Source organism: Enterococcus sp. AMC2644 (genome assembly GCF_058216475.1).
Window position 1 is genome coordinate 2353980 of sequence record NZ_CM177095.1, and the last position, 16021, is coordinate 2370000.

General features: G+C 37.8%; 10 protein-coding genes and 2 rRNA genes (1 of these 12 running past the window's edge). 11 read left to right on the forward strand and 1 reads right to left on the reverse strand.

Features of this window, described 5'->3' with window-relative positions; genetic code table 11:
* Positions 1-224: 224 nt before the first annotated feature.
* Positions 225-1427 carry a multidrug efflux MFS transporter gene (locus tag AC4BC5_RS11505; protein WP_490495525.1) on the forward strand — a complete coding sequence of 401 codons (1203 nt, stop codon included), beginning with the start codon at positions 225-227 and terminating at the stop codon, positions 1425-1427.
* Between the two features lie 43 nt (positions 1428-1470).
* Here AC4BC5_RS11505 and AC4BC5_RS11510 read toward each other — a convergent pair whose 3' ends face one another.
* Positions 1471-1653, reverse strand: a complete 183-nt coding sequence (locus AC4BC5_RS11510; protein WP_490495526.1) for a YjzD family protein — start codon at positions 1651-1653, stop codon at positions 1471-1473.
* Between the two features lie 107 nt (positions 1654-1760).
* On the opposite strand from AC4BC5_RS11510, the gene dnaE reads away from it, so the two are divergent.
* The 10 genes from dnaE to AC4BC5_RS11560 form a co-directional block, all read left to right on the forward strand.
* Positions 1761-5078, forward strand: a complete 3318-nt coding sequence (dnaE, locus tag AC4BC5_RS11515; RefSeq protein WP_490495527.1) for a DNA polymerase III subunit alpha — start codon at positions 1761-1763, stop codon at positions 5076-5078.
* A gap of 149 nt (positions 5079-5227) precedes the next feature.
* Positions 5228-6190, forward strand: coding sequence for a 6-phosphofructokinase (gene pfkA / locus AC4BC5_RS11520; RefSeq protein WP_490495528.1), 963 nt, complete (start codon positions 5228-5230; stop codon positions 6188-6190).
* A 74-nt stretch (positions 6191-6264) separates the two neighbouring features.
* Positions 6265-8049, forward strand: a complete 1785-nt coding sequence (gene pyk, locus AC4BC5_RS11525; RefSeq protein ID WP_490495529.1) for a pyruvate kinase — start codon at positions 6265-6267, stop codon at positions 8047-8049.
* A gap of 226 nt (positions 8050-8275) precedes the next feature.
* Complete coding sequence (locus AC4BC5_RS11530) at positions 8276-8830, forward strand: YceD family protein (protein WP_490495530.1); 555 nt, start codon at positions 8276-8278, stop codon at positions 8828-8830.
* Positions 8831-8887: 57 nt separating this feature from the next.
* Positions 8888-9067, forward strand: coding sequence for a 50S ribosomal protein L32 (gene rpmF / locus AC4BC5_RS11535; protein WP_016175541.1), 180 nt, complete (start codon positions 8888-8890; stop codon positions 9065-9067).
* Positions 9068-9258: 191 nt separating this feature from the next.
* Complete coding sequence (gene gnd, locus AC4BC5_RS11540; RefSeq protein WP_490495531.1) at positions 9259-10680, forward strand: NADP-dependent phosphogluconate dehydrogenase; 1422 nt, start codon at positions 9259-9261, stop codon at positions 10678-10680.
* A 140-nt stretch (positions 10681-10820) separates the two neighbouring features.
* Complete coding sequence (locus AC4BC5_RS11545) at positions 10821-11507, forward strand: response regulator transcription factor (protein ID WP_016175539.1); 687 nt, start codon at positions 10821-10823, stop codon at positions 11505-11507.
* Complete coding sequence (locus AC4BC5_RS11550) at positions 11504-13018, forward strand: HAMP domain-containing sensor histidine kinase (protein ID WP_490495532.1); 1515 nt, start codon at positions 11504-11506, stop codon at positions 13016-13018. Before AC4BC5_RS11545 ends, AC4BC5_RS11550 begins: the two co-directional genes overlap by 4 nt.
* Positions 13019-13630: 612 nt before the next feature.
* Positions 13631-15188 (forward strand): 16S ribosomal RNA (locus AC4BC5_RS11555).
* Between the two features lie 228 nt (positions 15189-15416).
* Positions 15417-16021: ribosomal RNA gene (locus tag AC4BC5_RS11560) — 23S ribosomal RNA — on the forward strand; it runs 2309 nt beyond the window's last position.
* The 16S and 23S rRNA genes sit together here, the layout of an rRNA operon.

Consider the following 16021-nt stretch of genomic DNA (forward strand, 5'->3'; position numbering starts at 1 on the left):
TGAAAGGTTGAAGAGTTTCCTCTAAGCTTATATAATAAAAATGACAGATTAAAAAAGTTTAATTATAAACGTAATTTTTGTTAGAAAGATAGAAGGTTCTCTTTTTTTGCTGATTAAAAAATAATGAGATTTTTTTGTAAGGAACGCTTCTCTTCGCATTTCAGTTTACTGAACTTGAAAATTTATGAAAATAGTCTATATTTGAATAGAAAGAAGGTTTGTGTATGAAAGTAGATTGGAAAAGAAATTTACTGATTTCTTGGATAGGATGTTTCTTCACAGGAGCGAGTTTTAGTTTAGTGATGCCGTTTATTCCAATATATATTGAAGAATTAGGAGCGCCTCAAAATCAAATTGAACTGTTCTCAGGTCTAGCCATATCAGTAACAGCATTTGCTGCTGCTATCGTGGCACCTATTTGGGGGAATCTAGCCGATCAAAAAGGTAGACGTTTAATGATGATACGTGCATCTATTGGCATGACTGTGACTATGGGATCTTTGGCATTTGTTCCCAATGTTTATTGGCTATTAATTATGCGTTTTTTTACAGGCGTATTATCAGGTTACATACCAAATGCCACAGCATTAATTGCTTCACAAGCACCTAAAGAAAAGAGTGGTAGTGCTTTAGGTACGCTAGCAACTGGGGCGATTGCAGGTAATTTAATTGGTCCCTCAATGGGAGGTGCGCTTGCCGAAGCATTTGGAATTAAAAATGTTTTTATTATTACAGGGGTCGTCTTATTTATTACCTCATTATTAACCATTTTTATGGTTAAAGAAAATTTTGTACCAGTTGAAAAACAAGAAATGTTAACGATGAAACAATTATTCGAAAAAATGACTAATTCTCAGGTGTTAATTGGCCTATTTATTACTTCGTTAATTTTACAAATTGGTATTACAAGTATTAGCCCGATTTTAACTCTCTATATACGTCAATTAAGTGGTGATACAGGGAATATTTTATTTGTGAGTGGCATGATTGTTTCCATCTCAGGTGTTTCTGCTATTATTTCGTCACCCATCTTAGGAAGAATCGGTGATCAAATTGGAAATCACAAAATTTTATTAGGGGGGTTAGTTGCTTCTCTGCTTTGTTTCATTCCCATGGGGTTTGTACAAACACCATTTCAACTAGGTGTGTTGCGCTTTTTATTGGGATTTTCAACCGGTGCGCTAATGCCTTCCATTAATACATTGATTAGTAAAATTTCGCCACCAGAAGGAGTTAGTCGAATTTTTAGTTATAATCAAATGTTTATGAACTTTGGACAAGTCTTAGGTCCATTGGTAGGTTCAACAGTTGCTCATAGCATGGGATATTCTGCAGTATTTTGGGTAACAAGTTGTTTTGTTGGCTTCAACATTTGTTTATCACTATTTAATTTTAGAAAGTATTTGAAAAAAGATACAATTAGTTGAAAAGAAAAAAAAACCAGTTACAATAAAATGTAACTGGTCTTTTTTATGCATGTTTTTTATCATTTGGTACAGCAAATTTTCCAATAATGATTACAAAAATTGCTGCAATAATGGAGGCGATTAAGGTCATCGTAAAATCGTAAGGAGATTTAGATAAAGCTCCTCCAAGGAAACCGACGATTTGACCTAAAAGAATTGCCCATATAAACGTTACAATGTAGTACATTGCTACACCTTCTTTCAAACTTGAAATGTTGCCCTTAGTTTACCACATTTTTAAGACTTGTAAAGATTTTCACGTTTTCAATGAAGAATAATCTAGGAGGAATCAATATGACCCATGCCGCTCAATTAACGACAAAGACGGCGTATTCTCTGTTACAAAGTACGATTAAAATTCCTCAGTATGTCACTATAGCCAAACAACTCGGTTATCAGCAATTAGGAATAACCGATGTAGACAATCTACATGGCGCTTTAGAGTTTATGCAAGCCTGTCAACAAGCGGATGTTAAAGGAGTTGTTGGGCTGTTATTAATCTATCATTCTATTGAAACAGAACAAGAACATCCTATCTTTTTATTTGCTAAAAGTTATGCAGGTTATCAACAGCTAATGAAACTTTCTAGCCAAAAAATGATTACAGGAACAGTTACTTTAGAATCATTAGAAACAACAAGCCAACTGGTTGCTATTTTACCTACCCAAAATGAATTAAATAATTTATTTTCATTAGATGTTTCACTAGCAACAAAACGCCTAAACGAATTGCAAAAAATATTTGGAAAAGAAGCATTCTTTTACGGCGTAACCCCAGAAGAGGAATTCTTACCAGGGGAAGTTGAATGGCTTACCTCACAACAAGTTCTTCCTGCAGCCTATCAACTGATTGATTCGTTACACCAAGAAGAAGCTTTTGCAGTCAATGTTCTTCACCGAATTAAAGAAGGAACAAATATCGAGGATTTGCGTCAAGAATTACAGCAATTATCCGATCACAGCTTAGTTGCGGCGAATGAACAGCAAGCATGGTATGAGACGCATTGTCCTGAAGCATTGCAAAACACATTAGCAATTGCCGAGAGTTGTCAACTTGAAATACCTATTCATCAAAAATTATTACCTCATTATCCATTAGAAAGTCAATCAGCCCAAGCCTATTTGCATGAGCTTTGTTTTGACTTATTACCAAAACGCGTCCCACATTTCGATGAACGTTATCAAGAACGTTTGAACTATGAATTGTCTGTGATTAATAAAATGGGATTTGACGATTATTTTTTAATCATTTGGGATGTCATGGCATTTGCACATCATAAACAAATTGTGACCGGTGCGGGCCGTGGTTCTGCTGCTGGTTCATTAGTAGCGTATGTTTTATCCATTACCGATGTAGATCCAATTCAATATCAGCTACTATTTGAACGCTTTTTAAATCCAGAACGTTATACTATGCCTGATATTGATTTAGATATTCCAGACAATCGTCGAGAAGAAGTTTTATTATATGTGAAAAATAAATATGGTCAAGAACATGTTGCGCAGATTGCTACCTTTGGAACAATGGCTGCCAAAATGGTTTTACGTGATGTAGGTCGAGTATTTGGGCTTTCTCAAAGTGAAGCAAATCGCTGGTCACGGGCAATCCCTAATGCACTAAAGATGACATTAGATAAAGCGTATCAAGAATCAAAAGCGTTAAGAGAGTTAGTTGAGCTAAATGAACGCAATCAACGAATTTATCAAGTAGCTAAACTTTTGGAAGGATTACCTCGGCATGTGTCAACGCATGCTGCTGGTGTGGTAGTTAGTGACCATGAATTAACAGAGATTGTTCCTTTGCAAGCAGGTTCAGAAGAAATCTGGTTGACGCAGTTTACGATGAATGACGTAGAAACAATCGGTCTTTTAAAAATGGATTTTTTAGGCTTGCGGAATCTGTCAATAATTGACGATACTTTGCAAGGAATTCGTCAGCTAACGAAACAATCTTTTACGCAAAAGGATATTTCATTAGAAGATAAAGAGACATTGGCATTGTTCCAACGAGGAGAAACAGCCGGCGTTTTTCAATTCGAATCTGCAGGTATTCGCAATGTTTTACGCCGATTACATCCTGAAAATATTGAAGATATTGCAGCAGTGAATGCCTTGTATCGTCCAGGTCCAATGCAAAATATTGATACCTTTATTCGTCGTAAACAAGGGAAGGAAGCCATTACTTATCCTGACGATAATTTGCAACTTATTTTAGAAAACACGTATGGCATTATGGTGTATCAAGAACAAATTATGCAAGTAGCTTCACAAATGGCGGGCTTTACTTTAGGCCAAGCTGACATTTTGCGTCGAGCAATTAGCAAAAAGAAAAAAGAGGTTTTAGACGAAGAACGTCGACACTTTGTAACTGGAGCGCTAGCCAACGGATATAGCGAAGGGAAAGCAAATGAGGTTTATGATTATATTGAACGTTTTGCTGATTATGGCTTTAATCGGTCACATGCGTTTGCTTATTCATTTGTCGGTTTCCAAATGGCCTATTTAAAAGTTCATTATCCAGCTCCTTTTTTTAAAGCTTTGTTGCAATCAGTTCGCCATAATCCTACTAAAGTGAAAGAATATATGAATGAAGCACAAAAAAATAATATTCAATTATTACCACCCTCAATTAATCAGAGCGGTTATGGTTTTTGGTTAAAGTCTCTAACTGAAATACGTTTTGGATTAGGAACGATTAAAGGGATGCGTCGCGATTTTTTAACTGATATTTTAGAAGAAAGAAAAGCAAATGGCCATTATACATCATTAGATCAATTTTTAGTTCGTTTAAACCAACGCAATAGCAAATGGTTGAAGGAAGAATTAATAATTCCTTTGATTTCAGTCGGCGCTTTTGATGAAATTGAAGCAAATCGTCAACAAACGATTACGCAACTTGAAGGGAAAATTCAAAATGTACTTTATAGTGGCGGGAGTATGGAATTACTGGGAATGATGACATTAAAAGATCAATTGATACCAGATTATCCATTGGAGAAGAAACTGGCGATGGAAGAAGAATTACTAGGTGTTTATTTATCTGGACACCCGGTGCAACAGTTTTCAAAGATTCGTCAACGGAAAAAGGTTCAAGATGTGGCAGAGCTCGTGACTAATCAATCTGCCCGGATTCTGCTATATATTAAAAATATTCGAGAAATTCGAACGAAAAAAGGCGAGCAAATGGCATTTTTAGAAGGAAATGATACGAGTGGGGATGTTTCAGTTACAGTTTTTCCAGCACTTTATCGTCGAGTTCGCAAAAGTATCGAGACAAACCACGTACTGTATATTGAAGGGAAATCAGAAACTAGTTCGTTTAACGGTGAACTACAAATTTTAGCATCACGTATTGAACGAGCCAGCGAAATGGAAGAGTCGATTGCAGATAAAACATGCTATTTGAGAATTACTACACAAGAAGAACAAAGTATTTTGCCTGGTTTAGCCCAATTGTTAGCAGAATATGCAGGAAATGTACCTGTGATTCTCTTTTTTGAAGCTAGTAATAAGAAACAATTGCTAGATGAAAAAAGTTGGATTGTTTTTACAGACAAGTCAGAAATGGCGTTAAAACAGCTATTAGGCAGTGATAATGTCGTCTTTCGCTAGTTTTCTGTAATTTTTCATTTTCTTGGTTTTTTTCTTCATATTTCAAGACATTTGTCACAATTAATGGTAGAATACTACTCGTAGTTAATGCTTATTAAGCAATTAATTGGAATTTACCAAAATATAAATATGATGAGGTGAAATTGAATATGAAACGCATCGGAATCTTAACCAGTGGCGGAGATGCACCTGGTATGAATGCTGCGATTCGTGCGGTAACTCGTAAAGCTATTTTCAATGGAATGGAAGTCTATGGAATTAACTATGGTTTTGCCGGATTAGTTGCAGGTGATATCCGCCAGCTAACAATTGCTGATGTTGGCGATAAGATTCAACGAGGAGGAACGTTCTTATATTCTGCACGCTACCCTGAATTCGCAACCGAAGAAGGGCAGTTAAAAGGAATTGAACAATTAAAAGCACATGGAATTGAAGGATTAGTCGTTATTGGTGGAGACGGTTCTTACCATGGTGCCTTAGCCTTAACAAAACGTGGTTATCCTGCAGTAGGTATTCCAGGAACAATCGACAATGATATTCCAGGGACTGACTTCACGATTGGTTTTGATACAGCCATCAACACTGTATTGGATTCATTGGACCGTATCCGTGATACTGCTACTTCTCACGTACGTACATTCATCATTGAAGTAATGGGCCGTGACGCAGGCGATATTGCTTTATGGGCTGGTGTTGCAGGTGGAGCAGACGAAATCATTATTCCAGAACACGACTTTGATATGTCAACTGTGGCAAAACGCATCAAAGAAGGTCGCGATCGAGGCAAAAAACATTGCTTAATCGTTTTAGCTGAAGGCGTAATGGGCGGAAATGAATTTGCAGAAAAATTAAAAGAATACGGCGATTTCCATGCGCGTGTAACTATCTTAGGACACGTAGTACGTGGAGGTTCACCAAGTGCGCGTGACCGCGTTCTTGCAAGTAAATTCGGTGGCTATGCTGTTGAATTATTACAACAAGGTAAAGGTGGACTATGTGTGGGAATGTTAGATAATGAAGTTGTTGCTTCTGATATTATCGATACATTAGAAAATGGAAAACATAAACCAGACCTTTCACTATATGCATTGAACCAAGAATTATCATTCTAAGCAAATGAGATTATATTGTTTTGAGTAAAAGGCATTAAGCTGTTATAAAAAAACGAATAGGAGCATAACATTCAATGAAAAAAACAAAAATCGTTAGCACATTAGGACCAGCTAGTAATACTGTGGAAATTATCTCTCAATTAATCGAAGCAGGAGCAAATACGTTCCGTTTTAATTTCTCTCATGGTGATCATGAAGAACAATTAGATCGTATGAACTTAGTTCGTGACGCAGTAGAAGTAACAGGGAAAGATGTGGCAATTCTTTTAGATACAAAAGGTGCTGAAATTCGTACAACTGTTCAAGATACAACAGATGAAGACTATGGTCGCGCTGGTTACATTAAGTTTAACGTAGGCGATATCACTCGTATTGCAATGGATCCAGAATTAAAAGGAACAAAAGAAAAAATCTCAGTGACTTATCCTGGATTATTTGATGACGCTCGTGTTGGTGGACACATCTTATTTGACGATGGTCTAATTGACATGGAAGTTATTGAAAAAGATGAAGCAAATCGTGAATTAGTAGTAGAAGTTAAAAATAACGGTATGTTAGGTTCTCGTAAAGGGGTTAACGCACCAGGTATTTCAATTAGCTTACCAGGGATTACTGAAAAAGATGCAGAGGATATCCGCTTTGGTTTAGATCATGAAATCAACTTTATTGCTGCAAGTTTTGTACGTAAAGCACAAGACGTTTTAGAAATCCGTGAAATCTTAGAAGAGAAAAACATGACTCACGTTCAAATCTTCTCAAAAATTGAATCTCAAGAAGGTATTGACAATATCGATGAAATTTTAAAAGTTTCTGACGGTATCATGGTTGCTCGTGGTGACATGGGTGTAGAAATTCCAGCTGAACTTGTACCAATGGTTCAAAAAGATATCATTAAAAAATGTAATGCTGCCGGTAAAGCTGTTATTACAGCAACACAAATGTTAGAATCTATGCAAGCAAACCCACGTCCAACACGTGCAGAAGCATCTGACGTGGCAAACGCAGTATTTGATGGAACAGATGCAACAATGTTATCTGGAGAATCTGCAAATGGTTCTTATCCAGTTGAAGCAGTTGCGACAATGGCTCGTATTGATGAAGAAGCTGAAAAATCAATGCTTAAATTAGGCACTTATCAAATTAATCAATTTGATAAGACAGACGTTACTGAAACAATTGGTTTATCTGTTGCCCGTGCAGCGAAAAATTTAGGTGTTAAATGTATCGTAGCAGCAACTGAATCTGGCCATACTGCTAAAATGATCTCTAAATATCGTCCAGATGCAGACATCTTGGCTGTAACTTTTGATGATCGTACAAAACGTGGTTTGATGTTAAACTGGGGTGTTTATCCAACTGTTACTGAAAAACCATCTACAACAGATGAAATGTTTGATTTGGCAACTAAAAAAGCTGTTGAATTAGGTTTTGCTGAAGAAGGCGACTTGATCCTTATTACAGCCGGTGTACCAGTTGGCGAACGTGGAACAACAAACGTAATGAAAATTCAACTAATTGGTTCTAAATTAATTGAAGCTCAAGGTGTTGGTGGACGTGCAATCGTTGCTAACTCAGTTGTTGCAACAAGCGCAGAAGAAGCAATCGCTAAAGCGAAAGATGGCATGGTTTTAGTTGTACCTACAACAGATAAAGAATATATGCCAGCAATCGAAAAAGCAGCAGCGTTAGTTGTTGAAGATGGTGGATTGACTTCACATGCAGCTGTAGTGGGCATTGCGAAAGACCTTCCAGTAATTGTTGGTGCAAAAGATGCAACAACAATTATCCAAGATGGTGAATTAGTAACTGTAGACCCTCGTCGTGGAATTATCTACCGTGGGGAAACAACAGCAATCTAAGACATTGTGTTCGAAGCAGGGAGTTAATAGCCCCTGCTTTTTTTGTAAAAAATCGCAACAAATAAGAGAATTCCTACAAGTTAAATGAGATATTTTTCATAAAAGATAGTTTAAAAATAACAAATTTACTCTATTTTTGAGAAATGAAAAAGGTGTCAAGAAAATTTCATTGACAAAGGAAAATAACCTCTGTATAATAGCTTTTGTTGCTTAGAGGTGATGAAAAATGAAATGGTCTTTATTAGAATTAAGAAAATATCAAGACATGCCCCTAACGTTTGAAGAGGAATTAACTCTTAAAAACGAATTGATGGAGCGAGACAATCACATAATCGATTTAGCTCCAGTCAAAGTACAGGGCTTGGTAACTGTAAGTAAGAAAGAATACATCTTGCATTATACTGTGGATACAGTGATTACATTACCATCTACCCGTTCTCTTGAACCAGTAAAATTGCCTTTGCAATTTTCAGTCAATGAGGTATTCATGACACCGGAGCAATATCAGCAAAAAGATGAGCTTCTTCCAGAAGAAGAGATTCTAATTTTAGAAACTCAAACACTGGATTTAGATGACTCTGTAGCTGATAATATTTTGTTAGAGATTCCGATGCAAGTATTGACGGAAGCAGAAAAAGCGTCAAATGACTTGCCATCAGGTGATGATTGGGTAGTTATCTCTGAAGATGATTTCCAACATCAACAAGAATCACAAGAGCAATCAACTATCGATCCTCGTCTTGCAAAACTATCCGCTTTATTTGAAGAGGAAGAAGAGTAAGATTGGAATATATCGCAGCCAAATAGGTTGCTTGCAATTTTAAGGAGGTGTAGCAAAATGGCAGTACCAGCTAGAAGAACTTCAAAAGCTAAAAAAGCTAAACGTCGTACACACTACAAATTATCTATCAACGGTTTAAACGAATGTCCAAACTGTGGTGAATTGAAAAAAAGCCACCACGTTTGCGGAAACTGTGGACATTATGATGGTAAAGATGTAGCAACAAAAGAAGCTTAATTCATTTTTTCAGAAAATGAATTTCAAACCTTAGGCTAACCATGGGGCCTAAGGTTTATTTTTTTTATGCTATTTTCGAAAAATTCCAAAAAGTTACCAAACTTAGAATAGTTTTGATTTGAATGAGTAGCATTTTGAGTTATAATAAAAGTGGTTAAAAATTTCCAATGATTGATATAGGAGGAGTACAGATGACAAAACAACAAATTGGCGTTGTTGGGATGGCCGTAATGGGTAAAAACTTAGCGCTAAACATCGAGAGCCGCGGCTATTCTGTTGCTTTATACAACCGTACCGGTTCAAAAACAGAAGAAGTGGTTAATGAAAATCCAGATAAAAATTTAAAAGGCACATATAGTGTTGAAGAATTCGTAGATTCTATCGAAAAACCTCGTCGAATTGTGTTGATGGTCCAAGCAGGTCGCGGAACAGATGCTACAATTCAAGCATTATTACCGCATTTAGATCAAGGAGACGTGCTTATTGATGGTGGAAATACATTCTTCCAAGATACGATTCGTCGCAGCAATGAATTAGCGGACTCAGGAATTAACTTTATCGGAACAGGCGTTTCTGGTGGAGAAGAAGGGGCCTTAAAAGGACCATCGATTATGCCTGGCGGACAAAAAGAAGCCTATGATTTAGTAGCGCCTATTTTAGAACAAATTTCTGCGAAAGCAGAAGACGGCACACCTTGTGTGACTTATATCGGTTCAGATGGTGCGGGTCACTACGTAAAAATGGTGCATAACGGTATCGAATATGGCGACATGCAGTTAATTGCTGAATCGTATGACTTGATGAAAAATATTTTAGGTTTATCAGTCGATGAAATGGCAGAAATTTTTGCGGAATGGAATACGGGTGAATTAGATAGTTTCTTAATCGAAATTACTGCCGATATCTTAACACGTAAAGATGATTTAGGGACAGGCCAACCAATTGTCGATGTGATCTTAGATGCTGCTGGCAATAAAGGTACTGGGAAATGGACAAGTCAAAGTGCGTTAGACTTGGGTGTGCCACTACCATTAATTACCGAATCTGTTTTTGCACGTTATATCTCCGCTTATAAAGAAGAACGCGTGCAAGCAAGCAAAGTCTTGCCAAAACCAGCTGCGTATACATTTGAAGGCGATAAGCAAGAATTTGTTGAAAAAATTCGTCAAGCCTTGTACTTCAGTAAAATTATGAGTTATGCGCAAGGATTTGCACAGTTACGTTCAGCATCGAAAGAATATAACTGGGAGTTACCATTCGGTGAAATTGCGAAAATTTGGCGTGCAGGTTGTATTATTCGTGCGCAATTTTTACAAAAAATCACAGATGCCTATGAGAAAAAATCTGATTTAGAAAACTTATTGTTGGATGAGTACTTTAAAGATATCACTGCGAACTATCAACAAGCAGTTCGTGATGTGGTAGCGTTGGCTGTTCAAGCAGGCGTTCCTGTGCCAACATTCTCTTCAGCGATTTCATATTTCGATTCATATCGTTCAGAACGCTTACCAGCGAATATTATTCAAGCACAACGTGATTACTTTGGAGCACATACGTACGAACGTACGGATCGTGAAGGTATTTTCCATTATTCATGGTATGATGAAAAATAAGAACAATTTTTATTAAGAAAGAAAGAGATTTGTCTATTATGAGAAGAAATAGACGAATCTCTTTTTTAATTTGGCTATCCATGATAAAATTGAAATAACATTTTAATATGTAATGACTGATAAAAGGGGAATATAATTAAATGAGTAATATTCTAATCATAGAAGATGAAAAGAACCTTGCTAGATTTGTAGAATTAGAATTGAAGCATGAAGGTTATAAAACAGAAGTTCACTATAATGGCAGAACAGGTCTGGATGCTGCGCTAAATAGTGAATGGGATGCTATTTTGCTTGATTTAATGTTACCTGAATTGAATGGATTAGAAGTATGTCGTCGCATTCGCCAAGTAAAAAATACACCAATTATTATGATGACAGCAAGAGATTCTGTGATTGATCGTGTATCTGGCTTGGATCATGGGGCTGACGATTACATTGTGAAGCCATTTGCTATTGAAGAATTATTAGCGCGTTTACGTGCATTATTACGTCGAATTGATATAGAAGGCGATAAAAATGTTGCTAAACAGACAACGATTACCTATCGTGATTTGACGATTGAAAAAGAAAATCGTGTTGTACGTCGTGGATCTGAAATCATTGAATTAACAAAACGTGAATATGAACTGCTACTAACTTTAATGGAAAATGTCAATGTAGTATTAGCAAGAGATGTTTTATTAAATAAAGTGTGGGGTTATGAAACCGAAGTTGAAACAAATGTAGTTGATGTGTATATTCGTTATCTACGTAATAAGATTGATGTTCCTGGAGACGAAAGTTATATTCAAACAGTTCGTGGAACAGGATACGTGATGCGTTCATGAAACGTTTAAAATTAAGAATAATGAAATTGCGAGAACTACAAAAGCCCTCTTTGACAATCAAATGGGCTTTTGCCAGTTCTTTCTTTATATTTGTTGTGTTTACTATCTTTTCTGTAATGACTTATAAGTCAGCAGTTGCTTTATTTGTTGAGAAAGAACGTAAAAATGCTGAACAAGCAACTTATGAAGTTGTATCTCGTTTAGCAAATGCCAATAGTCAACTTAGTCTGGTAAATACGTATCGAAATCTAACAAATAGCGCAAATGGTGAAAATCGGTTGTATGACCGTACTTCTACCTTAGAAGGTATCTTAATGAATATCGATCCATTTATTTCTGAATTAGGACAGCCTGAGTTAACTTTATATGTGTATAATCTAAGTGAAGAGTTAATTTTCAAGACACGGGAAAAGAATTTGCAACTAACACAAACAGAAGTCAAGAAACCTTCAGTAGTGGAAATTGATGGTTTAACTGGTTTTATTATAGTTCATCCTATTTATTCTAAAGAAACACGTGAGAAAATAGGTTACGTACAAACATTTTATGAATTGACATCTTTCTATGCTATCCGTGAACGATTGTTGATTCTTCTAATTGTTATCGAAGTTGTTTCTATTATAGTAAGTAGTATTTTAGGATATTTCTTATCTTCGTATTTCTTAAAACCTTTAAAAATTTTACGTGATACAATGGAAAAAATTCAAGAAGATCCTCAAACGGATATTCATACACCTAAAATTGATACAAATGACGAATTAGCTGATTTAGCTGAAATATTTAATGGTATGTTAGATCGTATGCGTTCCTATACTGAACAACAGGAACAATTTGTAGAAGATGTTTCCCATGAATTAAGAACCCCGGTTGCAATTATTGAAGGCCATTTGAATATGTTAAATCGTTGGGGAAAAAATGATCCGGAAATTTTAGAAGAATCGTTAGCGGCTAGTATGCAGGAAATTAGTCGAATGAAAACTCTCGTACAAGAAATGTTAGACCTTTCGCGAGCAGAACAAGTTGATGTCTATTATGGAAATGAAACGACGCAGGCAAAAGAAGTGGTATATCAGGTTTTCAATAATTTTAAAATGTTGTATCCAGAATTTGTCTTTACATTGGATGATGATTTAGCAACAGAAAAAATCTTGAAAATTTATCGTAATCATTTTGAGCAAATATTAATTATTATTATGGACAATGCTGTTAAATATTCGACAGATAGACATGAAGTCCATGTTTCTATTTCAAGTAATGCCAAAGACTTTGAAATTGTGATTCAAGATTTTGGAGAGGGAATTTCCGAAAAAGATATCGCCAAAATATTTAATCGCTTTTACCGAGTAGATAAAGCACGCGCACGAACCAAAGGTGGAAATGGTCTTGGTCTTTCAATTGCGAAACAGTTGTTGGAAAGTTATAAAGGTAAAATTATTCCTGAAAGTAGTTTAGGAAAAGGAACAATTTTTAGAATTTATATTCCTATTGCTAAAAATATTTCAGAATTCTAAAAAACAAGGATAATATTACCCGAAAAATCAATTGCACAACAAGTGATTTTTGTGAGAAAAAACATTTTTTTACGAACGTTAGGAGCGAAGTTTTTTTATAAAATTCGCTTCTAATTTTTTTTATAAAATAATCATATATTCTAGTTGCTTTTTGGTTTCAGACTTGCTATATTAATAAATGTCCTCAACGACAAATGAAAAAAATAATTTTTAAAAAGTTGTTGACGAAACAAAAAACAAATGATATTATAACAAAGTCGCTAAGATTTGAACAGCTTGAAACGTTGAAGTATCAACGGAAAAAGTTAAAAAACTTGTTGACAAATAACAAATGACTTGTTATTATTTAAAAGTCGCTAAAGTAACGATGAGAAATCACTTGAAGATTTCTTGAGAAAATATTTTTAAAAAAGACTTGACGTTAAAACGTCTTTCTGATAAGATATAAGAGTTGCTAGAGCAACACAGTAGACCTTTGAAAACTGAACAAAGCAAGCAAACGAACCAATTGTGTAGGACACTTCTATTAGATAGAAGTTATACAACAAGCAAGCAATAGCTAGCAAAGTTAATTTTTTATTGAGCTTAACAATCGAAAGATTGTTTCAAATTTTTTATGAGAGTTTGATCCTGGCTCAGGACGAACGCTGGCGGCGTGCCTAATACATGCAAGTCGAACGCTTCTTTTCCGCCGAACTTCGGTTCACTGGAAAAGAGGAGTGGCGAACGGGTGAGTAACACGTGGGTAACCTGCCCATCAGAGGGGGATAACACTTGGAAACAGGTGCTAATACCGCATAATGCTTTTTCTCGCATGAGAGAAAGCTGAAAGGCGCTTTTGCGTCACTGATGGATGGACCCGCGGTGCATTAGCTAGTTGGTGAGGTAACGGCTCACCAAGGCAACGATGCATAGCCGACCTGAGAGGGTGATCGGCCACACTGGGACTGAGACACGGCCCAGACTCCTACGGGAGGCAGCAGTAGGGAATCTTCGGCAATGGACGAAAGTCTGACCGAGCAACGCCGCGTGAGTGAAGAAGGTTTTCGGATCGTAAAACTCTGTTGTTAGAGAAGAACAAGGATGAGAAGAGAATGTTCATCCCTTGACGGTATCTAACCAGAAAGCCACGGCTAACTACGTGCCAGCAGCCGCGGTAATACGTAGGTGGCAAGCGTTGTCCGGATTTATTGGGCGTAAAGCGAGCGCAGGCGGTTTCTTAAGTCTGATGTGAAAGCCCCCGGCTTAACCGGGGAGGGTCATTGGAAACTGGGAGACTTGAGTGCAGAAGAGGAGAGTGGAATTCCATGTGTAGCGGTGAAATGCGTAGATATATGGAGGAACACCAGTGGCGAAGGCGGCTCTCTGGTCTGTAACTGACGCTGAGGCTCGAAAGCGTGGGGAGCGAACAGGATTAGATACCCTGGTAGTCCACGCCGTAAACGATGAGTGCTAAGTGTTGGAGGGTTTCCGCCCTTCAGTGCTGCAGCAAACGCATTAAGCACTCCGCCTGGGGAGTACGACCGCAAGGTTGAAACTCAAAGGAATTGACGGGGGCCCGCACAAGCGGTGGAGCATGTGGTTTAATTCGAAGCAACGCGAAGAACCTTACCAGGTCTTGACATCCTTTGACCACTCTAGAGATAGAGCTTTCCCTTCGGGGACAAAGTGACAGGTGGTGCATGGTTGTCGTCAGCTCGTGTCGTGAGATGTTGGGTTAAGTCCCGCAACGAGCGCAACCCTTATTGTTAGTTGCCATCATTTAGTTGGGCACTCTAGCGAGACTGCCGGTGACAAACCGGAGGAAGGTGGGGATGACGTCAAATCATCATGCCCCTTATGACCTGGGCTACACACGTGCTACAATGGGAAGTACAACGAGTTGCGAAGTCGCGAGGCTAAGCTAATCTCTTAAAACTTCTCTCAGTTCGGATTGTAGGCTGCAACTCGCCTACATGAAGCCGGAATCGCTAGTAATCGCGGATCAGCACGCCGCGGTGAATACGTTCCCGGGCCTTGTACACACCGCCCGTCACACCACGAGAGTTTGTAACACCCGAAGTCGGTGAGGTAACCTTTTTGGAGCCAGCCGCCTAAGGTGGGATAGATGATTGGGGTGAAGTCGTAACAAGGTAGCCGTATCGGAAGGTGCGGCTGGATCACCTCCTTTCTAAGGAATATTACGGAAACTACACAAACGTTTGCCTTTGTTCAGTTTTGAGAGGTTTACTCTCAAACAGATTGTTCATTGAAAACTGGATATTTAAAGTAAAGAAATCAAAACAAACCGAGAACACCGCGTTGAATGAGTTTTTTAATAAGTTCAATTGCTTATTTTTCTTGATAAAACTTCTATCGCTAGAAGATCTTTATCAAAACCCAACCGTAAGGTTGATAAGGTTAAGTGAATAAGGGCGCATGGTGGATGCCTTGGCACTAGGAGCCGATGAAGGACGGGACTAACACCGATATGCTTTGGGGAGCTGTAAGTAAGCTTTGATCCAGAGATTTCCGAATGGGGGAACCCAGCATCTTTTATAGGATGTTACTTGTCAGTGAATACATAGCTGGCAGGAGGTAGACGCAGAGAACTGAAACATCTAAGTACCTGCAGGAAGAGAAAGAAAATTCGATTCCCTGAGTAGCGGCGAGCGAAACGGGAAAAGCCCAAACCAAGATGCTTGCATCTTGGGGTTGTAGGACTCCGATATGGTAGTTTTTTCAGATAGTTGAATAACTTGGAAAAGTTAGCTAAAGAGGGTGAAAGCCCCGTAGACGAAATGTGAAAGACACCTAGGAGGATCCTGAGTACGGCGGAACACGAGGAATTCCGTCGGAATCCGGGAGGACCATCTCCCAAGGCTAAATACTCCCTAGTGACCGATAGTGAACCAGTACCGTGAGGGAAAGGTGAAAAGCACCCCGGAAGGGGAGTGAAATAGAACCTGAAACCATGTGCCTACAACAAGTTAGAGCCCGTTAATGGGTGATAGCGTGCCTTTT